This window comes from Mesorhizobium cantuariense, from assembly GCF_042647205.1.
GTDB lineage: Bacteria > Pseudomonadota > Alphaproteobacteria > Rhizobiales > Rhizobiaceae > Mesorhizobium > Mesorhizobium cantuariense.
On sequence record NZ_JBHRVD010000001.1, the window covers coordinates 1,508,880 to 1,527,882 of the forward strand.

General features: G+C 61.9%; 20 protein-coding genes and 1 pseudogene. 5 read left to right on the forward strand and 16 right to left on the reverse strand.

Translation table 11 applies throughout. The features are described from left to right. Positions 1–43: 43 nt before the first annotated feature. The 10 genes from ACFOJ9_RS07080 to ACFOJ9_RS07125 form a co-directional block, all read right to left on the reverse strand. Positions 44–1,237: an ABC transporter substrate-binding protein gene (locus ACFOJ9_RS07080; protein ID WP_378977981.1), complete on the reverse strand. Its 1,194-nt coding sequence runs from the start codon at positions 1,235–1,237 to the stop codon at positions 44–46. 43 nt (positions 1,238–1,280) lie between these two features. Continuing rightward, complete coding sequence (locus ACFOJ9_RS07085) at positions 1,281–2,372, reverse strand: branched-chain amino acid ABC transporter permease (RefSeq protein ID WP_378977983.1); 1,092 nt, start codon at positions 2,370–2,372, stop codon at positions 1,281–1,283. A 4-nt stretch (positions 2,373–2,376) separates the two neighbouring features. Next, positions 2,377–3,282, reverse strand: a complete 906-nt coding sequence (locus tag ACFOJ9_RS07090; protein ID WP_378977985.1) for a branched-chain amino acid ABC transporter permease — start codon at positions 3,280–3,282, stop codon at positions 2,377–2,379. A gap of 1 nt (position 3,283) precedes the next feature. After that, positions 3,284–4,018, reverse strand: a complete 735-nt coding sequence (locus tag ACFOJ9_RS07095) for an ABC transporter ATP-binding protein (protein ID WP_027036290.1) — start codon at positions 4,016–4,018, stop codon at positions 3,284–3,286. Beyond that, on the reverse strand, positions 4,015–4,767 hold the full coding sequence (locus tag ACFOJ9_RS07100) for an ABC transporter ATP-binding protein (protein WP_095483665.1): 753 nt from the start codon (positions 4,765–4,767) through the stop codon (positions 4,015–4,017). Before ACFOJ9_RS07100 ends, ACFOJ9_RS07095 begins: the two co-directional genes overlap by 4 nt. 249 nt (positions 4,768–5,016) lie before the next feature. Next, on the reverse strand, positions 5,017–5,988 hold the full coding sequence (locus ACFOJ9_RS07105; protein ID WP_378977988.1) for a 5-oxoprolinase subunit C family protein: 972 nt from the start codon (positions 5,986–5,988) through the stop codon (positions 5,017–5,019). Then, positions 5,978–6,853, reverse strand: coding sequence for a 5-oxoprolinase subunit B family protein (locus ACFOJ9_RS07110; protein WP_378977990.1), 876 nt, complete (start codon positions 6,851–6,853; stop codon positions 5,978–5,980). The genes ACFOJ9_RS07105 and ACFOJ9_RS07110 overlap by 11 nt, the downstream gene beginning before the upstream one ends. Before the next feature lie 9 nt (positions 6,854–6,862). After that, entirely contained in the window at positions 6,863–8,227 is a 1,365-nt protein-coding gene (locus ACFOJ9_RS07115) for an acetyl-CoA carboxylase biotin carboxylase subunit (protein WP_378977992.1), read from the reverse strand. Beyond that, positions 8,227–8,460: an acetyl-CoA carboxylase gene (locus ACFOJ9_RS07120; protein WP_013533152.1), complete on the reverse strand. Its 234-nt coding sequence runs from the start codon at positions 8,458–8,460 to the stop codon at positions 8,227–8,229. Before ACFOJ9_RS07120 ends, ACFOJ9_RS07115 begins: the two co-directional genes overlap by 1 nt. A gap of 66 nt (positions 8,461–8,526) precedes the next feature. Continuing rightward, positions 8,527–9,249 carry a LamB/YcsF family protein gene (locus tag ACFOJ9_RS07125; protein ID WP_378977995.1) on the reverse strand — a complete coding sequence of 241 codons (723 nt, stop codon included), beginning with the start codon at positions 9,247–9,249 and terminating at the stop codon, positions 8,527–8,529. Between the two features lie 134 nt (positions 9,250–9,383). Between ACFOJ9_RS07125 and ACFOJ9_RS07130 the strand changes: the two genes are divergently transcribed. Beyond that, positions 9,384–10,289, forward strand: coding sequence for a LysR family transcriptional regulator (locus ACFOJ9_RS07130; protein ID WP_378977997.1), 906 nt, complete (start codon positions 9,384–9,386; stop codon positions 10,287–10,289). A gap of 340 nt (positions 10,290–10,629) precedes the next feature. Here ACFOJ9_RS07130 and ACFOJ9_RS07135 read toward each other — a convergent pair whose 3' ends face one another. After that, positions 10,630–11,229 (reverse strand): NADPH-dependent F420 reductase, encoded by a 600-nt coding sequence (locus ACFOJ9_RS07135; RefSeq protein WP_378977999.1) that lies wholly within the window; start codon positions 11,227–11,229, stop codon positions 10,630–10,632. 172 nt (positions 11,230–11,401) lie between these two features. Continuing rightward, positions 11,402–12,136: an SDR family NAD(P)-dependent oxidoreductase gene (locus ACFOJ9_RS07140; RefSeq protein WP_378978001.1), complete on the reverse strand. Its 735-nt coding sequence runs from the start codon at positions 12,134–12,136 to the stop codon at positions 11,402–11,404. Between the two features lie 268 nt (positions 12,137–12,404). Here ACFOJ9_RS07140 and ACFOJ9_RS07145 point away from each other — a divergent pair, with 268 nt between their 5' ends. The 3 genes and pseudogenes from ACFOJ9_RS07145 (at position 12,405) to ACFOJ9_RS07155 (ending at position 13,897) form a co-directional block, all read left to right on the forward strand. Beyond that, positions 12,405–13,301 carry a LysR family transcriptional regulator gene (locus tag ACFOJ9_RS07145; RefSeq protein ID WP_378978003.1) on the forward strand — a complete coding sequence of 299 codons (897 nt, stop codon included), beginning with the start codon at positions 12,405–12,407 and terminating at the stop codon, positions 13,299–13,301. Between the two features lies 1 nt (position 13,302). Continuing rightward, positions 13,303–13,398 (forward strand): annotated as a pseudogene (locus tag ACFOJ9_RS07150) (PhnA domain-containing protein); the annotation flags it as partial. Positions 13,399–13,495: 97 nt separating this feature from the next. After that, positions 13,496–13,897, forward strand: a complete 402-nt coding sequence (locus tag ACFOJ9_RS07155) for a hypothetical protein (RefSeq protein ID WP_378978005.1) — start codon at positions 13,496–13,498, stop codon at positions 13,895–13,897. A gap of 304 nt (positions 13,898–14,201) precedes the next feature. Here ACFOJ9_RS07155 and ACFOJ9_RS07160 read toward each other — a convergent pair whose 3' ends face one another. Genes ACFOJ9_RS07160 through ACFOJ9_RS07175 form a run of 4 tightly spaced genes read right to left on the reverse strand, consistent with a single transcriptional unit; the run spans position 14,202 to position 17,581 of the window. Then, positions 14,202–14,903, reverse strand: coding sequence for an RraA family protein (locus ACFOJ9_RS07160; RefSeq protein WP_378978007.1), 702 nt, complete (start codon positions 14,901–14,903; stop codon positions 14,202–14,204). Then, positions 14,900–16,018: a mannonate dehydratase gene (locus ACFOJ9_RS07165; protein WP_378978009.1), complete on the reverse strand. Its 1,119-nt coding sequence runs from the start codon at positions 16,016–16,018 to the stop codon at positions 14,900–14,902. The genes ACFOJ9_RS07160 and ACFOJ9_RS07165 overlap by 4 nt, the downstream gene beginning before the upstream one ends. A 2-nt stretch (positions 16,019–16,020) precedes the next feature. Next, positions 16,021–16,806 (reverse strand): SDR family NAD(P)-dependent oxidoreductase, encoded by a 786-nt coding sequence (locus tag ACFOJ9_RS07170; protein ID WP_378978011.1) that lies wholly within the window; start codon positions 16,804–16,806, stop codon positions 16,021–16,023. Beyond that, positions 16,799–17,581 carry a FadR/GntR family transcriptional regulator gene (locus ACFOJ9_RS07175; RefSeq protein WP_378978013.1) on the reverse strand — a complete coding sequence of 261 codons (783 nt, stop codon included), beginning with the start codon at positions 17,579–17,581 and terminating at the stop codon, positions 16,799–16,801. Before ACFOJ9_RS07175 ends, ACFOJ9_RS07170 begins: the two co-directional genes overlap by 8 nt. 168 nt (positions 17,582–17,749) lie before the next feature. Between ACFOJ9_RS07175 and uxuA the strand changes: the two genes are divergently transcribed. After that, on the forward strand, positions 17,750–18,934 hold the full coding sequence (gene uxuA / locus ACFOJ9_RS07180) for a mannonate dehydratase (protein ID WP_378978015.1): 1,185 nt from the start codon (positions 17,750–17,752) through the stop codon (positions 18,932–18,934). Positions 18,935–19,003: the final 69 nt, after the last annotated feature.

The following is a 19,003-nucleotide window of genomic DNA, read 5'->3' on the forward strand; positions in this document are numbered from 1 at the left end:
TCTTTCGCATATGAAGGGCCGGGCTTATCCGGCCCATCTTCTCCTACTTGAGCAAGGCTTCCATCGGTACCGGCTCGGAAATCGTCCAGTTGCCTACAACACCCGGCTTGCCGGCCTTGGTCTCGACGATCAGGTACCGCGTCTGGTTCTGGTGATGCAGTTCCGGCGTGAAGGTACGAGGCCCGAACAGCGTCGGCTCATTCTTCATCTTTTCCAGTTCCGCGACGACCGCGTCAGCATCGGTCGTGCCTGCACGCTCCACCGCCTTGGCCCAGACGTCGACCATGACGTAACCCGGAAAGACGTACTGGCTCGAGGGATCGGCGCCTGTCTTCTGCTTGTAGGTGGCATTGAACTTCAGCACGGCCGGATTGGGATCGTCGCCATAGATCGATCCCTGAACGGGGACGTAGAAGTTCGTCAGATCGGGCACAGCCGAGAGCCAATAGCTACCGTCGACGCCCGATCCGTTCAGGATCATGGAGTTGATACCCGCGGCGCGAAGCTGCTTGATGGCCGAGACGGCGCCCGGCATCATCGTGCAAAGCATGATCGCATCCGGCTCCTTCGGCAGAGACTTGATGCGGGTGATCTGCGCGGCGATGGAGGCATCCTCGTTCTTGAAGGTGTCTTCACCGACAAGCTTCGCGCCCTGGGCTTCGAGCTTCGGCATCATCCAGTCGAAGCCGTCGCAGATGCCCTTGTTGTAGGCCGTCCAGGTATCGAGCAGACGGTAGAAGTCCTTTGCGCCCTTTTCCTTGAATGCCCACTCGGCCATGGTCGCGCCCTGCACGGCTGCCAGCACCGACGCGGAGAAGCTGTGCGGGCCGACACCCTGGATACCGGCCTTGACCGATTCCGCGCACAGGAAAAAGGAGATACGGCCTGCGTCCTCGGCCGCGAGCGCAGCCGGCGATCCGAAGTCGTAGTCGCAGGAGACGACCACGAGATCCGCACCCTGGTCGAGCACGGAGAGGCCCGCCTTGGCGCCTTCGGCCCGGTCGGACTTGGTGTCGGCCTTGACAACCTTGATCTGCTTTCCAAGCAGACCGCCAGCCGCATTGATCTCGTCGATGCGGATCAAGGCCGCCTCCTGGGCAGGCTTGTCATAGGCTTCCATGAAGCCCGACTCCGCAGTGGCGAAGCCGATGACGATAGTCTTGTCATCGGCCAGGGCCGGGTATGCGATGGACATCGAGGCCAGAGCGGTTGCGACAATTCTCATTTTGTATGCCATGCACGTCTCCTTTTTTGTTTTCCGGTCGGGCTTGTGCCGCCGGTCACTTGTTGCGACTACTGCGGGGTAAGGTGAGCTCGCGGTTGCCCATGAGTCCGGAGGGGCGAAGCGCGAGGATCACGATCATGATGACGCCGAGGGCTATTTCCTGAACCCCTTTCGGGAGGGCGAACGTGGACTCGCCGAGCGATACGCCTGCCTCCAGCCAGCGCAGCGCCTGGATGAGGGCGGACAGCAGGACGACACCCACCACACCCCCCGACAGGCTGCCCATGCCGCCGACGACGAGCATGGAAAGGGTGATGAAGGTGAGACCGAGATAGAATGTATCGGGTGTGACCACGCCGATGGAATGAGCCATGAGCGCACCGCCCAGCCCCATCACCGCGCCTGATACGACGAACGCCACCAGTCTTTCCCTAGGAATGTCGACTCCGGAAGCCGCGGCGGCGGTGGGCTCGTCGCGGGCAGCACGAAGGGCCAGGCCGGACCGGGAGATCGCGTGCGCCCAGGCGATGAAGATTGCGACCACGGCGCCGATGAGATACGGCCAGATCACGCGCACGATCGGAATGCCGACGACCGATGAGGTCGCTCCGGTCACGCTCTCCCAGTTGGAATAAATTGTGTTGATCATGGCGAGCATCGCGAAGGTCGCGATCGATGCTGCGATGCCCGATAGCCGCATCAGCACACGCCCGAAAATGAGAGCGGCGAGGGCGGCGAACAACGCCGCCAGCACAGCCGATTGCCAGTACGGCAAACGGGTCGCCAGCAGCCATTCGGGCAGTCCCGGCAGCGAACCGCGTTTCATCATCGGATTGATGGTGAGCCACGCGGCCGCGTAGGCGCCAAGGCAGGTGAAGCCGATATGCCCGAAGCTGAGAACGCCTGAATTTCCGATAAAGATGTATAGACCCACGACGAGGATGACACGGACGAACACGTCGATCACCGTCTGGTTGAAGGGCCGCGATCCGGTCATCACCGTGATCAGCGCGATGGCCAGCAGCAGCAGAGAAAGCAGGACCGGCGTCAGGATTGTGCGGCGGGCAAGCGCGAAGCGGGCGGGCTTTCGCTCGGCAGCCGCGGCACCAGGAGCGGTAGAGTTGGCTAGGGAGGCGGCGACAGCCATGAAATCAGACCCTTTCCTTGGTGCCGCGCGCGGCAATAAGCCCTTGCGGGCGGAAGAGGAGAACGAGGATGACCGCTCCATAGACAAAGGCATCGCGGAATGGCCGGGCGTCGATGGGCAGCATGACCTGCATGATCACCGAGGCGGCACCCAGCAGGAAGCCGGCGAGCACTGCCCCCCCGAGGCTGCCGAGGCCGCCAATCACGGTGGCGATGAAGGCCATCAACATGATCGAGGCGCCCATCTGGATGTCCAGCGTGCCTGTCTGTGCGCCAAAGATCAGCGCAATGGCGGCGGCCAACGCGCCGGAGAGGGCGAACGCGCCCATGATGACCCGGTTCGCACGCACACCCAGCATGCGGGCCATCGAGAAGTTCTCGGCCGCCGCCCGCATCTCCAGGCCGAAGCGGGTTTGACGCAGGAACAGCGTCAGGCCGATCAGGATGATCATCGTGGCGACGATCGTTATGAGTTGGAGGAGGGGAAGCCGGGCACCAAGGATCTCCACCGGCTGGGACAGTTCGGGCAGCAGCGAGATCGATTTCGGCCGACTGGAGAAAAGCATGAGCAGGAAGTAGCGAATTACGAAACCGAGCGCGAAGGAGGCGATCATCATCGTTGCCGGATTTGCCTTGCGGAACCGCCTGAAGACGACGATTTCGCACAGCACCGATAGCCCGGCCCCGCAGAGGAGCACGAAGGGCACCAGCAGGTACCACGGCAATTGGCCAGCGAAGACGATGGCCATGGCGTCTGTTGACGGCCATAGCAGCGCGAAGACGCAGAAGGCGATGACGTCGCCATGCGCGAAGTTCACGAGCCGCATGACGCCGAAGATGAGGGCAATGCCAAGCGCCCCGAGCGCGTAGAGCGAACCAAGCGAGAGTGCGTCGAACAGGATCTGGAGCATCTCAGTGGTCCTCGTAACCGAAATAAGCAGCCTGGATCGCCTCGCCGTTGCCGAGCGTCCGGGCGTCGCCATCGAGCACGATCTGTCCGCCACGCATCAGGATCATCCGCCCGCCCACCATCATCGCCCGGGCCGAGCTCTGCTCAACGATCAGGAGCGTGAGCTGGCGCTGCGCACGCAGCGCGATCAGCCGCTCGTAGACCTGGTCGTTGATGTTGGGGGCGAGGCCCAGCGAAGGCTCGTCGATGGCTACAAGCCGCGGATTGGTCATCAGCGCGCGTCCGATGACCAGCATTTGCTGCTGCCCGCCGGACAGCAATCCGGCCTGCCCGTGCCGCCTCTCTTTCAGCATCGGGAAGGTTGCGTAGACGGCTTCGAGTTCGTCGGCCGCTCGGCTGCGCCAGCCGCGTTCGCGGGCGTGCATGCCGGTTCCGACCAGAAGGTTCTCTTCGGTCGTCAGCGAGCCGAAGACATCGCGCCCCTCCGGCACCATGGAGAATCCGAGCCGGGCGATGTTCTCCGGCGCCTGGCCGGTGATCTCATGACCTGCAAGGTCGATCCGGCCGCCCGCCACCGGCGTAACACCGGCGATCGCGCGCAGCAGCGAAGACTTCCCGGCTCCGTTCGGGCCGGTGATGAACAGGATTTCTCCCTCGTCCATGGAGAAGGAGACATTGCGGACCGCCGTGAGACGGCTGTAGCGGATGGTGATATCGGAAAGGGCGAGCAGGCTCATTCCATCGCCTCCAGCACAGGCAGGTCGGTGTTCGCGGCCGTGCCCATATAGGCGTGGCGCACCTTCTCGCTGTCGCGGATCGCGGCAGGCGGGCCTTCCTCGATGATCGCTCCGGAATCGAGCACGACGATATGCTCGCAAAGGCCGAGCACCAGCCCGACATTGTGCTCGATGAGCAGGACACCGCAGCCGAGATCGGCGGCGATGTGTCTTATCAGGGCCGAAAGCTCCCGCGCCTCCAGCGCGCTCATGCCAGCCGCGGGCTCGTCGAGCAGGATGTATGCGGGCCGTCCCATCAGGGCGCGGCCAATGGCGACGCGGCGCTCGTCCGTATATGGCAACGTTCCGGCGATGCGGGTGCCCAGCGCACCGATGCCTATCCAGTCGAGCATCGCTTCCGCTTCGGCGATGGCAGCGCGCCGGCTCATTCCCAGACCAACCCCCGTTACCTCCAGGTTGTCCAGCACAGGCAGGTCGCGGAAGAGCCGCCCACCCTGGAAGGTGCGGGCAATGCCGCGCCGCCGGACCTGGTGCGGCTTGAGACCCGTGAGTGCTGCCCCGTCGAGCTTGATGGTGCCTTCCGTCGGTGCCTGGAAGCCGGTCAGCACGTTGACGAGCGTGGTCTTGCCGGCGCCATTCGGGCCGATGAGGCCACTGATGCGGCCGGGCGTAATTTGGAGGTCTACCGATGACAGGGCCTTCAGCCCCGCAAACGATACCGAGACGTTCTCCGCGCTCAGATGACTCATGTCCCTTTCCTTCTTTTTACCGACGGAAAGGCGCGAAGCATCCGGCCTTGCGGCCAGTCACGTTGCAAATGTCTTCCCCTGTCGGTTCCGGCGGTCTCTAGCGGACTGCTCGGATGCCAAATTCACGCCGTTGCCCGGCGTCGTCTTGTCGTTTCGCGCACCGGATTTTGTCTTCCGCCACGCGCGGTCGGTTTTGGCCGACCGATCTCCTCGCCTCCGGCTCCTCCGCCGGCATTTTCCCGGCTGACGTCAGCCGGCCAGATGCCCTTCAGCACGCGCCAGCGCGGCGCGCTGTTCGGTTCGCGCGGCAAGCGCGTCTTCCAGCGTCACCGGAACGAAGCGCGCCGGGGTGTGCGGCTGGAGCTGGGCGATCAGGTCCATGTCGGCCGATATTACCACGCCCAGCATCATGTACCCGCCACCCGAAACCGCGTCCCGGTGAAGAACGATCGGCTCTGTGCCACTCGGCACCTGGACGGATCCATAAGGATAGCAGGCATCGACGATGTTCGAGGGGTCGGAGCCTGCACCGAAAGGCTGCTCGCGCTCAACGAACTCCAGCGGCGTTCCGCCACGGAAGCGATAGCCGATGCGGTCAGCTTCGGGCGCGACCTTCCAGGTTTCCTCAAAGAACCGATTGCCGGCAGCTTCAGTGATCCGATGCCAGTACATGCCGGGAAGCATTCTGAGTTCCGCCAAATTATTCCGCGCGCGGCGCAGATTTGCAGGCAGTGAAAGACCGGCTTTGCCGGAACCTTCGCCGACGGGAAGCTCATCACCCGCCTTCAGCGTGCGGCCCTGATGGCCGCCGAGTGCGCCCAGAATATAAGTCGAGCGCGAACCGAGAACCACCGGTACGTCGACGCCGCCGGAGACGGCCAGATAAGCGCGCGCGCCGCCCTTGAGGAAGCCAAAGGAAAGCCGGTCACCCGCCTTCACCGGAAAACTTTCCCAGGTCGGCCGTTCCTCGCCATTAAGTTTGGGTGGGAGTTCTCCTCCCGTGACGGCGATGACTGCGGATTGGGTGAATTCGAGTTCGGGGCCCATGAAGGTGGCTTCGAGCACCGCAGCACCCGGATCGTTGCCAACAAGCAGGTTTGCGATGCGTGTGGCGAAGCGGTCCATGCCGCCGCCTTCGGGAATGCCGACATGATAGTGGCCTGGTCGGCCAAGGTCCTGCACGGAAGTGGAGAGGCCGGGAGAGATTACCTTAACGGCCATTGATAAGCTCCATCAGCTTTGCATTGGTGCCGTAAATATCGCTGTTGAAGTCCTTCAGGCTGAAGGTGCACTCGCGAACCGTCGGCTGCCACCGATTGGCTTCGATTTCCCCCAGCGTGGCGTCGTAATCATCGCGGCCAATGGCCTTGAACTTGACGATGTCGCCTGGCTTGAACAGGCACATGTCATCGGAGAGGTAGCGCACCTTCCTGGTCGGGTCGTAGATCGGGGCCGGGGTTATGCCATACATCTGGTAGCCGCCAGCGCCGCGCACCGAATAGATCGCTGCAAAGCAGCCGCCATGGCCAATGGTGAGCTTGGGAGTGTCGGTGCGTGGACGCAAGTATTTCGGCGCCTGAATCTGTTTCTTGCGCTCAACCATCTGGTACAGGAAGGGCAGTCCAGCGACGAAGCCGACCATGGATACGAACCAGGGCTGGCCGGAATAGGCCGCGATAAACTCTTCCACCGTGGCGTAGCCGTTGATGCGTGCCGAATATTCAAGATCGGTGGAGGACGGGTCCTGATGGCGCTCGCGGAAGCGCAAGCAGGTTTCACGCGTCCATGGATCCTGGAAATAAACCGGCAGTTCGATGATCCGGGTCTTCAGCACCGGGTCCGCCTTTGAGGCCGCCTCTTCCATCGACTTCAGTTCGCTGAGCAAATCCTGCGGCTTGACGATGTCGGGGTTGAAGCGAATCTGGAAGCTGGCGTTGGCTGGGCAGATCTCGGTGACACCTCGGATGCCTGCCGTACGCACCGCGTTGGTCATCGAAAGGCCGGTAAAGAAGGAGGTGAGCGACATTTCCTCGGACACCTCGCCGAAGATATGTTCGTCACCGCCGAAGTTGAATCGTATCGACATCGGTCCTCCTTAACCCGCCAATGCTGCGGCGTTTTCGATGAGCCAGCCTTCCAGCCAGCGGGTATGCACGTCTCCCGCCCGCACCGCCGGATCGGCGGCCAGCGCAAGAAACAGCGGCTTGGTGGTCTTGAGCCCGCCGATCTTCAACTCGTTGAGCGCGCGGATCAGGCGCACTATCGCCGCCTCGCGCGTCTCTGCATGCACGATCAGCTTGGCAAGCAGCGAGTCGTAAAAGGGGGGCACCTGATAGCCTTGGTAGAGCATCGAATCGAAGCGTACGCCCGGACCGCCGGGGATGCGAAGCTCGGCCACCTGCCCGGGGAATGGAGCGAACTCCTTCGCCGGGTCTTCGGCATTGAGCCGGACTTCGATCGCATGCCCCTTGACGGAGACATCGCCCTGCCGAATCCGCAGCTTCTCGCCGCCGGCGATGCGAAGCATCTCCGCAACGAGGTCGATGCCGGTGATCGCCTCGGTGACCGGGTGCTCAACCTGGATACGGGTGTTCATCTCGATGAAGTAAAAGCGGTCTGCTTCATCGTCATAAAGATACTCTACCGTCCCGGCACCAGAGTATTTGACCGCCTTGGCCAAAGCGACCGCCGAAGCGCAGAGCTCCTCGCGCAGCCTGTCGGAAAGTGCGCGCGACGGCGCCTCCTCCCAAACCTTCTGGCGTCGCCGCTGCAGCGAGCACTCCCGCTCGTAGCAGTGGATGGCATCGCTTCCGTCTGCCAGCACCTGCACCTCGATATGGCGGGCCTTGCCGATCACCTTTTCCATGTAGAGACCACCGTCGCCAAAGGCGGCGAGGGCTTCTGCTTCGGCCTGAGGAAAGGCTTGTTCGAACTCGGCGAACGAGTTCGCAATGCGGATGCCCCGCCCGCCGCCGCCCGCCGCAGCCTTGATCATCACCGGAAAACCGGTTTCGGTCAGCACCTCGTGGCCAGCCTTGAGGCCCTCGACCCGGCCAGCCGAGCCAGGCACCACAGGGACACCCGCGGCGGCAGCGGCAGATCGCGCCGAGACCTTGTCTCCCATCATCCGGATCGCATCTCCCGACGGGCCGACGAAGACCAATCCAGCGCCTGTGACAGCGTCGGAAAACGCGGCATTCTCGGCAAGGAAACCATAGCCAGGATGAACGCTGTCGCAACCGGTGTCGCGGGCGGCCTTCAGAAGTGCTTCGACGTTGAGATAGGACTTCTTTGCTGCTGGTGGGCCGATGTTGACCGCTTCGTCCGCAAGCTGGACGTGGAGCGACTCGGCGTCTGCGGCCGAGTACACCGCCACGGTGGGGATGCCCAGATCTTGTGCGGCCCGGATGATCCTGACCGCTATCTCGCCCCGGTTGGCAACCAGAAGCTTTTTCAGCATCAGTCGAGATCCGCAATAGGTGCGCCGGCCATGATGGGGTCCTCATTGTCGGCAATGAAGCGGATGTTCGTACCGGCCGTCTCGGCCCTCACTTCGTGGAACGACTTCATCACTTCGATGAGACCGATTACGTCTCCGGCGGAAACCGCGTCGCCATCCGCCTTGTAGGGCGGCTGGTCTGGCGAAGCGCTCCGATAAAAAGTGCCGGGAAGAGGCGAAAGAATCTGGGCCATGAAAAGCTCCGGAAAACTGCAGACAGACTAATTGGGAACCGCCTGCGCGGGCGGGTTCGGTCGAGTTCAGTGCCAAGGGGCGATTGCGGTGCGCACGGCCCTGGCTATTTCGATGGCGTTCGGCGTATCGGAATGCACGCAGATGGTTTCGCAGCGTACAGGGAAGAAACTGCCGTCCTCTGCCGTGCCCTCGCCCTCGCTGATGGCGCGTACGCAACGCTCGGCCATCTCTGCGGGGTCCTTGGCGTCATGAACGCGTGTCAAGATCAGCTTGCCGGAGGCATCGTAGTCGAGATCGGCATAGAACTCGGCGACGAATGGGATACCGCGCTCTTGATAGATCTTCTCGTGCAGGGTGCCCGTCATGCCGAAGAGGGGTACGCCGAAAACCTCTGCCGCGTCGCACACGCCATGGGCGATTGCCTCCTGCTGCATGGCCATGAAGTAAAGGCTGCCATGCGGCTTGATATGGTGGAGTTCCACACCCTCGGCCTTGAGGAAGCCGGCAAGCGCTCCCACCTGGTAAATGATGGTGTTCCTGACTTCGTCGCGGGTCATCCGCATCTCGCGCCGACCGAAACCCTGAATGTCCGGCAAGCCTGGATGGGCGCCAATCTTTACGCCACTCGCCTTGGCGCTGCGGACAGCGGCGTGCATGTGATCCGGATCGGAGGCATGAAAACCACATGCGACATTGGCAACGTCGATGATCGGCATCATGCCCACATCATCGCCAACCTTGTAGAGGCCAAAGCTTTCGCCCATGTCACAGTTTAGCGTCACTGCCATCGCATTGTTACCCCTCGAAGCTGCCGTCTTTGCGGCGTTGCAGCATTTTTGCGCATACCAGGGAATTTGTGAAATAGTTGTTTATTGATTGTGATATCAAAAAAACAGATAATGGTTCTGGGCCGGAGCGCACCATGACCATCACCTTGAAACAGCTTGATTATTTTATCGCGACCGCCGAGAGCGGACAGGTCAGTCATGCCGCGGTGGAACTCAACATCTCACAATCGGCGGTCACTGCTGCGATAAAGACGCTTGAGGCTGACCTGGGCGTACGGCTTTTGGAGCGTAACCACGCTGGCGTAAGATTGACGATGGAGGGCGCGCGGTTTCTTGAACATGCGCGTGTTATCACCGGGGCCGTCGCAGCCGCCGTCCGAAGCCCGTTGCGCGATAGGAAAGGCCTGGCGGGCAAGCTGCGGCTGGGCATGAGCTACACGGTCGTCGGCTACTACATGTCGCGCCACTACGCGCGGTTTCGAAAGACCTATCCCGAGATCGAGGTCGAGGTGCTGGAACTGCCCCGAGACGCCCTCGAAAGCGGCTTGATGTGCGGGGACATCGACATGGCCGTTATGCTGGTGTCCAACCTGGAGCACACCGAGGAATTGGCGCAGGAGGTCTTGATGCGATCGAACCGCCGGCTCTGGCTTTCGGCTGATCATCATCTGCTCGCGCGGCAGGAAATCAGCCTCGCCGATGTGGCGGCGGAAGATTATGTCATGCTGACGGTGGACGAGGCACGCACGACGGCCGCCCGTTACTGGGATGCCGCGGGCCTTTCGCTCCGCGCCGTCCTTACTACCAGTTCGGTCGAGGCCGTGCGGTCGCTCGTGGCTGCCGGCATGGGGGTCACTGTCCTGTCCGACATGGTTTACCGCCCCTGGTCCTTGGAGGGGCAGCGCATCGAAGTGCGCGGGCTTGTCGAGCCGATCCCCACTATGGATGTCGGCCTGGCCTGGTCGCGTGACAGACCAATCGACCCGGCGGCGGCGGCCTTCCGGGCCTTCATGTCCGTGACCATGGGCGGCGGCGGCTAACCGCCGGCCCGTCAGACAGACGCTTTACCTCAGGCTGGCTGGTTGAGCAGCGGGTAGCCTACAATCGAGTGGGAGTGAGGGGAGTACGGTGGAGTAGTATCGGATAGCAGAGGACACCAGGGCGAAGCCTAGGCTATCGATAGCAGTCGATAGATTCTAGGCGACCCGCAGATCTGCCGCTCTGTCGGGCGTCTCCCCGCTCTTCGAACGGCGCCAATACGCCGTTAGGCCCACCCCAACCTTCGCGACTTTGTGGCCTTCAAATATTTGGTCGCGCGCTGCTCGAAGACGTTAGCGCGCGCGACCAGTTCTCGGCGTCGATCACACCGTCGTAGATCGATTACTGCTCCTTCTTGAACAGGTCCTGGAAGATGAGCTGGCCCCAAGTGCGGCCGCGTGCGTGCACCAGCGCGCCACCCTCGTTGAGCTTTCCCAGCTTGACGGGTGCGAACCCGAGTTGTTTGGCCAAATCCGCCACGGGAGCGATCGCGTCCTCGTCGTCGCTCGACAGAAAGACGACCCGGTGCCCGCCCTCGACGATCGGATCGGCAGCCAGGGTGGCCGCAATCAGGTGATTGAAACCTTTCACGAATTTGGCGCCGGTGAACGCCTTCGCGACGAAGGCGGAGGACGGGAGACCGCCCAGCTCTTCAGGGACTGGAAACGCGTTCATCGCGTCGATGACCGTCTTGCCTTTCCAGCTCGGCAGGGCCTCCGCAACCTCGCGATGTTCCCCGAACGGGACCGCCAAGATGATTGTGTCGGCCTCGAGTGCATCCCGCAGCGACTTGGTGACGACCGTGGGTCCAATCGCACGAGCCTGCGGCGCCAACGCCTCGGGCGGCCGGCGGCTCGCGACGGTCACGTCGATGTTTCTACGGGCGAAGGCGTGGGCGAGGGCCTGGCCTATCTTACCGAATCCTACAATCGCATAGCTCATAATGTTTCTCCGATCCGTATTGATATTGATTCCCCGGCCCTCAACGGCGCTGGGCTGTCCGTTTCGCTGAATGGCGATCTTCGCGTAGACGTCCGGCCGTGAACGACTTCGCGCGGCCGGCCGATCCTTCAGCGCGGAAGTCGTTTCACCATTCCCGCGATCCGGCGCGATTTCAGATGGCCGAGAAGCCTCCGTCGACAGACAACTCCAGCCCATTCACGAAGCTCGAATCGTCGGAAGCAAGAAACAGCGCGACCGCCGCAATTTCCTCAGGACGCCCCATCTTTCCCCGCGGGATCAGGGATTCGAACATCTGCTTCGCTTCCTCGGTGAGAACTTGGTCCTGCATCGGTGTGGCGATCGGCCCTGGGTGCAGCACGTTCACCCGGATATTCCTGCCCTTGAGTTCGTTGAGCCACCCGCGTGCGAATGCGTGCAGCGTCGCCTTGCTCGCCGCATAGACGCTGTAACCGGGAAAACCTTTGATCGAAGCAACTGACCCGGTCATGAAGATCGATCCGCCATCGTTGAACAGCGGCAACGCCTTTTGAACCGTAAACAGCGTGCCGCGCGCATTCAGGTTGAAGGCCGCATCGAAGTGCTGCTCGGTAATCTCGCCCAGTGGGACGGCTTCGCCCATGCCGGCGCTCGCGTAGAGGACGTCGATCTTGCCCTTTTCCCGCTTGACTGTATCGAACAGGCGGTCGAGGTCGTTGAGATTGGACGCGTCGCCGCGCACGCCGGTCACGTTCCGGCCGATCAGCTTGACGGCCTCATCGAGCGCCTCCTGTTTCCGGCCCGTGATGAAAACATAGGCGCCTTCTTCAACGAACCGCTTGGCGCTCGCCAGCGCCATGCCGCTCGATCCACCCGTGATGACTGCAACCTTACCCTCAAGCTTTCCCATGACTTTTCCTTTCGTGGTGTCGAGACAGCATCTGCCTCCGAGAACCTCGAAATGGGTCCGCCGCCGTCAGTTGTTGAGTGCGGAAGCGCGCACATCGGTGGTGCAAAATCGATCCGGCTGGACGACTGACGCCAGCCGCGACGATCGGTGTCCGCCGTTCGGAATTAGGCCGCGCTCGTCGACGTAAGCTATGATGACCGCCCGTACTGCCGTACGATGTGTTAGATACGGGCTTTGGAAGGCGCACCGCGCGGTGCCGGATTGCACCATGATCGACTGGGATGATATTCGCTACTTTCTTGCCGTCGCGCGCGGAGGCTCAGTGCGGGGTGCCGCCGAGGGCCTCGGGGTGTATCACTCGACCGTGCTGCGACGCATCGCACAGCTCGAGGAACGCCTCGGGGCGCAGATGTTCGAAAAGCTGCCTTCGGGCTACCGCCTGACGGCTGCGGGCGAGGAGGTCCTCGAGTTCGCGAACCAGATGGAAGCGTCGTCGCACCAACTGGAGACGCGCGTCTTCGGGCGCGACCAGAGCGTGCGCGGGCTTCTGCGGGTGACGTTGGCTCCGACCCTCGCGACACACCTGCTCATGCCGGACTTCGCCGATTTCGCGCGTCTGCATCCGGACATCGAGATGGAAATCTTGTCGTCCGGCGAGCTGGCAAATCTGACCAACCGAGAGGCCGACGTGGCGATCCGCGTCGTCTACGACCGCAAAACCCTGCCGCTCAATCTTCACGGCCTGAAGGGACCGGAGCTGTTCGGCAGCGTCTACATGTCTCGCGATCGACTAGCCGCGTGGCGTGCGGGCGCGTCTGATCCCATCCGGTGGATCGTCATAAGCATTCATGGCATCCCGGACTGGGCCAGCGAGGGTGAGGTTCGCACCACGGGGGTTCCATTCAGGATCACGGACGGCGAGGCGCAGATCGTTGCTGTACGGCAAGGGCTCGGGATCACGACACTGCCGTGCTTCATTGGCGATGCCGACCCCCTACTGGTGAGGGTGCCGGGCACCGACCTGCACATGTACGGAACGCTCTGGCTTCTCACACAGGGGGAGACACGCAAGACGAAGCGCGTGCGGCTCTTCACGGAATTCGTATCCCGCAGGCTCGCCGCGTACGCTCCGCTTCTCGCGGGACTGTCCGTAACGCGCGACTGACGGTATCCGCCTCAATGGAAATCCCGGTGAGATCGAGGTCAACACCAAGCAGGTGAAGGGCCTCGTGCTTAAAACCGAGTTCGTGAAGAAGGCGTGACCCCAACGGACAGGCCATATACCAAAGGCGGCCGTTTTGTGTGGATAGCCATCCATGGCCTATTGGTCCCGCGCGGCCCGCCGGGCACTCTCACGGCATGCAGGCGGAGTATGTTGAGCTGGTCTTACTGGAGCAGTCGCTCGCCAACACAGACGGCATGTATCGGCCGTTTTCGGATCGATTGGGTGACGTTGCGGAGAAAACTGGCGGATCTGTCTTGTTCGATGTTCGCGTAGAGAATGACATTCGAATTCAGAGAATGGCGGCCATTGGGTTTGGTGTAGACGGCACCGTCGCAATCATGATGGATAAGAACGAACAGCTTATTTCCGCGCCGATAAACGGAGACAACGCCGCCCTGGTTGCCGAACTAACCGCATGGACTTCGCTGCCGATGGCCGAGCAGGTTTGTGTTAGTTACGGCAGGGTGGCAGCGAAGTTGCTTGCGGAGCTTCGTAAATCGGGCCGACCCGACCTGGTGAACCATGCATGTCAATGAAAATTAATGAAAAGGCCGCCTCGATGGGCGGCCAGCGTTGGGATTCGAGGTCCAAAGCGGCGACATAGCCTTTCACCACGTTGTCATATTCGGCGTTTTTGAAGTGCGCCGAATTCCAGGTGCCGCTGCTGACGAGAGGCGCTGCCGGGACGCGAGTAAGCCACCGAATTTTGCAGACCATCTGGCAAGGGTCGCGAGATCCAGTTTGGTCATCAAACACAATCTGAGCAGCTTCGGGATCATTTCGTATGGTTGCTTCGGCAAACGGTGTCGACCGTCTTGCGCAGGTCGATCAACCACCGTGTCACATGATGCCGAAGGTTCTGTAGGCTTGTACCGCGCTCATGCCCTCGCGGATCGCGTTGGCGACGAGCCTTTCGCCACGTACTTTTTCGAGGGCCAGCTGGACAACGTCTTCCTCCACTTGCCGTGGAATAACGAGGACCCCTTCCTTGTCACCGAACAGGAGCGTGCCCGGCTCGATCCGCACACCACCGATCTCGAGTGCGCAGCGATAGTCTATGACCTTGCCGCGAACGCCCTGGTCTTGTGCATAGTAACCGGTGCAGAAGCACGGGAATTCCAGCGCCTTGATGCCGTCCGTGTCGCGAGCAAAGCCGTCGACCAGCGCGCCATGCGCGCCGAGGATCTTCGCACGGGTCGACATAAGCTCGCCCCACAGTGCGTAGCGCGGTGAAGCGCCACTGGCGACGTAGATTTCGCCGGGCTTCAGATCATCCAGCGCTTCGAACATCAGCCCGAACGGCTTGGTCATCAGCGGATTGCGGGTCGGTTCGTTGGACAGAAAGATGTCGGATTCGAGCACCGGCATGGCCCGACCAAGCAAGCGTGTCTTTTCGTCGACCGGCTTGAACACCGGCGGAAGGAACTGATGCTGCAGCCCCAGCGTATCCATCACGTCCCCGACCACTGCGACGAAGAGTTCTTTTTCGAACAAACGATACATTTCAGCGTCGTCGGCATAGAGGCGCGTCGATCTTGTCATGAACCTTGCCTTTGGGTGCTCGTGGAATTGGCGGTGCGGGAAGGTCCCAGCGCCGCGGCGTTCTGAACCAGCGCGCGCATATAGCCCAGGGCAAAAGCCTTTCCGGCGTGCCACGGTGCGTCGCAGGACATTTCCGGCGTATGATCGGGGATGATCACGCCGTCATAGTTTTCATCGCGAAGGATGCGGACGATCTCGGCCATGTTGATATCGCCGTCATCGACGAAGGTCTCGTGGTAACTAGGCACCTTGCCGCGCACGTTGCGGAAGTGGATGTAGCCGATGCGCTGGCGTCGGGCGAAGCGCCGGACGTGCTCGTAAATGTCATCGGTATCAGGCATTTCCTGCAGCGAACCGAGACAGAGTTCCAGTCCATTGGACGGCGAGTCGACTATATCCATCAGCCGGTCGTATTTTTCCGGCCGGTTGACGAGCCGCGCAGCACCGCGCAGCGCCTCGGCCGGCGGATCGTCGGGGTGCGCCGCCATCACGACGCCGGCCTCTTCGGCCACCGGTACGATCTCGCGCAGGAAGACACCGAGCCGCTGCCAAAGCTCATCGGTGCTGACCTTCACCGGCTCGGCATTCGGCCGACCGGGGCGGTAGCGCATGTTCCAGACGACGCCGTCGGGGATGGGCAGATCGGGATCAATGGCGGCAAGGTCCAGCCCTACCGACATGGCCTCACCGCGCGCGAACGGGCCACGCGACCAGCCCCAGACACCGGCAATCGAGAAGTTGTAGCCGATGCATGGAATGCCGGCGCGCCCGGCATCGCGAACAAGGCGCTTCAACCCTTCTATCTGCGCCGGGCGATCGGGCCCGCCGAGCAGCACGTCGGACCAGAAGCGGGGTGAAAAATTCTCGATCGCCGCGATCTCCAGTCCATTGTCGCGCACGGTCTTCACCAGGCCAGCGAAGTCCTCGTAGCTCCAGAGTTCATCGGTGGAGCAGTCGCCCCAGCCTTCCGTTTCGCTGCCGGCCGACAGCGATGGGTCGCGACCGCGAAAATAGTTGGTGAGGTGGGCAACGATGTGGGTGGCGCCAGCCTGACGGGCGAAACGGAAATTGCCTGATGTCAGCGACTCCCGGTAAAGGCCAAGACCGATCTTCATGATCATTTCACGCCAATGCCGGCGGTCAGGCCGCCATCGATCTTGTAGTCGGCGCCGGTGCAGAAGCCGGCTTTCGACGAGCACAGGAAAGCAATGAGCTCCGCCACTTCCTCGGGTTCGCCGATGCGGCCAAGCGGATGGGCCGCGCCGAAGCGCCTGTAGGCCTCATCGACATCGGCGTCGCTGCCATTGTCGCCGCGCGCGGCCTTCTCGAGGATCGGCGTGCGGATCGAGCCCGGGCTGACCGAATTGACCCGGATGCCGGCCGCCGCGTAGTCGAGCGCCAGCGAGCGCGTCAGCGTGTGGATGGCGCCTTTGGTCGTGGCATAGGCGGCGACGTTTTGCTGGCAGGCGAAACCCTGCACCGAGGCGACATTGACGATGGCGCCGCCGCCTCGCTTGATCATTTCAGGGATGCCGAAATGCGCGGTCAGATAGATCGAGCCGATATTGACCGTCATCGCCCGGTTCCAGGTTTCCCAGTCGGTCGTTGTCGCGGTCCCGTACGGATGGATCGCCGCGGAATTGACGATGATATCGATGCCGCCGAACGTCGCAACGCCGGCCTCGACTGCGGCGCGCACCTGATCGGAAACGGAGACATCCACTGTCTGCACCAGCGCATTTGCTCCGGCTTTGACCAGGCTTTCCTGCATGGCGGCATTGGCCGCCCGGTCGATGCCGCAGGCGACAATCGCGGCGCCGCCTTGCGCCAAGCGCCTTGCGGTTGCGAGCGCGATGCCGGTCGTGCCGGTAATCAGCGCAACCTTGTTCTCAAAATCAGACATGGTGCAAATCCTTGGAAGGTATCTGGTCCGGCTGCGCCGGCGAGGTCCGCGCGTTTTCGAGGTCGTCGGGAACGAAGCGCAAGCCGAAATCGAGATGCCGGCTCATCAGGTAACAATAGGCGATGCGATCGCGCGCGCGCAGCGCCGCAATGATCTCGCCATGTGCGCGGCGTGTTTCGCTGAGCACCGGCCGGATGGATTTCCCGACGGTCATGATGTGCTGGATAACCGGCGACAGGAACTGATAGGTCTGCACCAGCATGCGGTTGCCGGCGAGCTTCATCAGCGCCAGGTGGAAATCGAAATCGCGCTGCGCCGCCTCCTGGACATCCTTGCTGGTTTCGATAAGGCCGTTGACCTCGTCCAGGGCGTCGAGTTCGGCGGCGCTGGCATTGAGAATGATGTGGTCGCCGATGCTCACTTCGATGATGCGGCGAAACCCCTGGATATCGTTGAAGGACGTCCTCGAGATGTCCATCTGCGCGGCAAAGAAGTTCTGGATCGCGACATTCTGGCGATCGGCCAGCACCGCGCCGACACGCGGCTTGGGGTCGATCAGGCCATAGGTGCGGATGGTGCGCAGCGCTTCGCGTATCGTATTGCGGCTGGTGCCAAACAGTTCGCAGAGCTCCCTTTCAGTAGGCAGGACGTCGCCGACGGACATGGCGCGATTGCGAATAAGGTCGAGAATCTGCCGCACCGTCTGGTCGACGGCCGAACTGCTCGGCCCAGCATCGTCCGTCGCTTCCGCCGGGTCGTGATCAGCCTGCTCCAAGGGATTGCCTCCTGGGTATTTGTTGGACCAAGGCTAAGGCCGAGCAGATAAGAAATCAACAGAAAGTGCTAGAAAAAGTTAGATTGGTCTGGATAGAGCCAAATTTTTGCTTGTTGACAGGTCTGTGGTCCAACAAATAAGGTTGCCTTCTGACGTTTAGGAGGCTTTATGGAACAGTGCTGGCGCTGGTATGGACCGAACGATCCGGTAACACTCGATCATGTCAGGCAGGCAGGTGCGACGGGCGTGGTTTCGGCCCTGCACGATATCTATGACGGGCGCGCCTGGCCGCTCGAGAGCATTCTGGAGCGCAAGCGGATCATCGAGGCCGCTGGCCTGACCTGGTCGGTTGTCGAGAGCATCCCGGTCCATAACTCTTTCAAGATCGGCGCACCGGAACGCGAGCGCTACGCCGGCTACTATCGCGACTCAATCCGCGCGCTTGCCAAGGCCGGCATTGCGACGATCTGCTACAATTTCATGCCTGTGGTCGACTGGACCCGCACGGATCTGGCCTATCGGCTTCCGACGACAGGTTATGCGTTGCGTTTCGATGCGATCGATTTCGCGGCCTACGATCTGTTCGTGCTGAAGCGCAGCAATGCCGAGGCCAGCTACAGTGCCGCCCGCATCGCCGAGGCGGAAGCGCGGCTGAAGGAGTTGAGCAGCGAGGCGATCGACAGGATCGAGCGCAACCTGATCGCCGGCCTGCCGGCGACCGAGCGCAGCTATAACAGGGACAGTTTTCGCGAGGCCCTGGCGGAATACCATGCGATCGGACCGAAGGAGTTGCGCGACAACCTTGCCTGGTTCCTGCGCGAGATCATTCCGGTGGCCGAAGAGGAGGGGGTGCGCATGTGCATCCATCCCGACGACCCACCCTTCTCGCTCTATGGCCTGCCACGCATCGTTTCGACCGCCGAGGATGCACGTTTCATCCTCAACGCCGTCGACAGTCCGGCCAATGGCCTGACGTTCTGCACCGGCTCCTACGGGACACGCGCCGACAACGACATCGTCGCCATGGTCAAGGAATTCGCCGGCCGCATCCATTTTGCTCATCTGCGCAACATCACCATCGAGGATGACGGCTCGTTCTATGAGGCCGAGCATCTCGAGGGCGGCACCGATATGGCGCATGTCATCCTGGCTCTGATGCAGGAAGAGGCGCGCCGCCGCAGGGAAGGCCGTGCCGACTGGCGTATCCCGATGCGGCCGGACCATGGCCATCTGCTCGCCGACGACATCGGCAAGACCAGGATCAATCCCGGCTACTCGCTGATCGGCCGGCTGAAAGGCCTCGCCGAGTTGCGCGGCATCATGCGCGCCGTCGAGCAGTTCGGGTTGGCTTGATTCTATCAAGCGGTCGCGCGATCAATTTGCATATGTAAAAGTTACTTGTCTATGTGAAAATACCTGCTA

Excerpts from the sequence above, each read along its gene's own strand:
- ACFOJ9_RS07135 (WP_378977999.1), bottom strand. The coding sequence starts at position 11,229 with ATGAGCTATGCGATTGTAGGATTCGGTAAGATAGGCCAGGCCCTCGCC.
- ACFOJ9_RS07105 (WP_378977988.1), bottom strand. The coding sequence starts at position 5,988 with ATGGCCGTTAAGGTAATCTCTCCCGGCCTCTCCACTTCCGTGCAGGAC.
- ACFOJ9_RS07125 (WP_378977995.1), bottom strand. The coding sequence starts at position 9,249 with ATGGCAGTGACGCTAAACTGTGACATGGGCGAAAGCTTTGGCCTCTAC.
- ACFOJ9_RS07100 (WP_095483665.1), bottom strand. The coding sequence starts at position 4,767 with ATGAGTCATCTGAGCGCGGAGAACGTCTCGGTATCGTTTGCGGGGCTG.
- ACFOJ9_RS07110 (WP_378977990.1), bottom strand. The coding sequence starts at position 6,853 with ATGTCGATACGATTCAACTTCGGCGGTGACGAACATATCTTCGGCGAG.
- ACFOJ9_RS07155 (WP_378978005.1), top strand. The coding sequence starts at position 13,496 with ATGCAGGCGGAGTATGTTGAGCTGGTCTTACTGGAGCAGTCGCTCGCC.
- ACFOJ9_RS07130 (WP_378977997.1), top strand. The coding sequence starts at position 9,384 with ATGACCATCACCTTGAAACAGCTTGATTATTTTATCGCGACCGCCGAG.
- ACFOJ9_RS07085 (WP_378977983.1), bottom strand. The coding sequence starts at position 2,372 with ATGGCTGTCGCCGCCTCCCTAGCCAACTCTACCGCTCCTGGTGCCGCG.
- uxuA (WP_378978015.1), top strand. The coding sequence starts at position 17,750 with ATGGAACAGTGCTGGCGCTGGTATGGACCGAACGATCCGGTAACACTC.
- ACFOJ9_RS07160 (WP_378978007.1), bottom strand. The coding sequence starts at position 14,903 with ATGACAAGATCGACGCGCCTCTATGCCGACGACGCTGAAATGTATCGT.
- ACFOJ9_RS07145 (WP_378978003.1), top strand. The coding sequence starts at position 12,405 with ATGATCGACTGGGATGATATTCGCTACTTTCTTGCCGTCGCGCGCGGA.
- ACFOJ9_RS07120 (WP_013533152.1), bottom strand. The coding sequence starts at position 8,460 with ATGGCCCAGATTCTTTCGCCTCTTCCCGGCACTTTTTATCGGAGCGCT.
- ACFOJ9_RS07115 (WP_378977992.1), bottom strand. The coding sequence starts at position 8,227 with ATGCTGAAAAAGCTTCTGGTTGCCAACCGGGGCGAGATAGCGGTCAGG.
- ACFOJ9_RS07170 (WP_378978011.1), bottom strand. The coding sequence starts at position 16,806 with ATGTCTGATTTTGAGAACAAGGTTGCGCTGATTACCGGCACGACCGGC.
- ACFOJ9_RS07095 (WP_027036290.1), bottom strand. The coding sequence starts at position 4,018 with ATGAGCCTGCTCGCCCTTTCCGATATCACCATCCGCTACAGCCGTCTC.
- ACFOJ9_RS07080 (WP_378977981.1), bottom strand. The coding sequence starts at position 1,237 with ATGGCATACAAAATGAGAATTGTCGCAACCGCTCTGGCCTCGATGTCC.
- ACFOJ9_RS07090 (WP_378977985.1), bottom strand. The coding sequence starts at position 3,282 with ATGCTCCAGATCCTGTTCGACGCACTCTCGCTTGGTTCGCTCTACGCG.
- ACFOJ9_RS07140 (WP_378978001.1), bottom strand. The coding sequence starts at position 12,136 with ATGGGAAAGCTTGAGGGTAAGGTTGCAGTCATCACGGGTGGATCGAGC.
- ACFOJ9_RS07165 (WP_378978009.1), bottom strand. The coding sequence starts at position 16,018 with ATGAAGATCGGTCTTGGCCTTTACCGGGAGTCGCTGACATCAGGCAAT.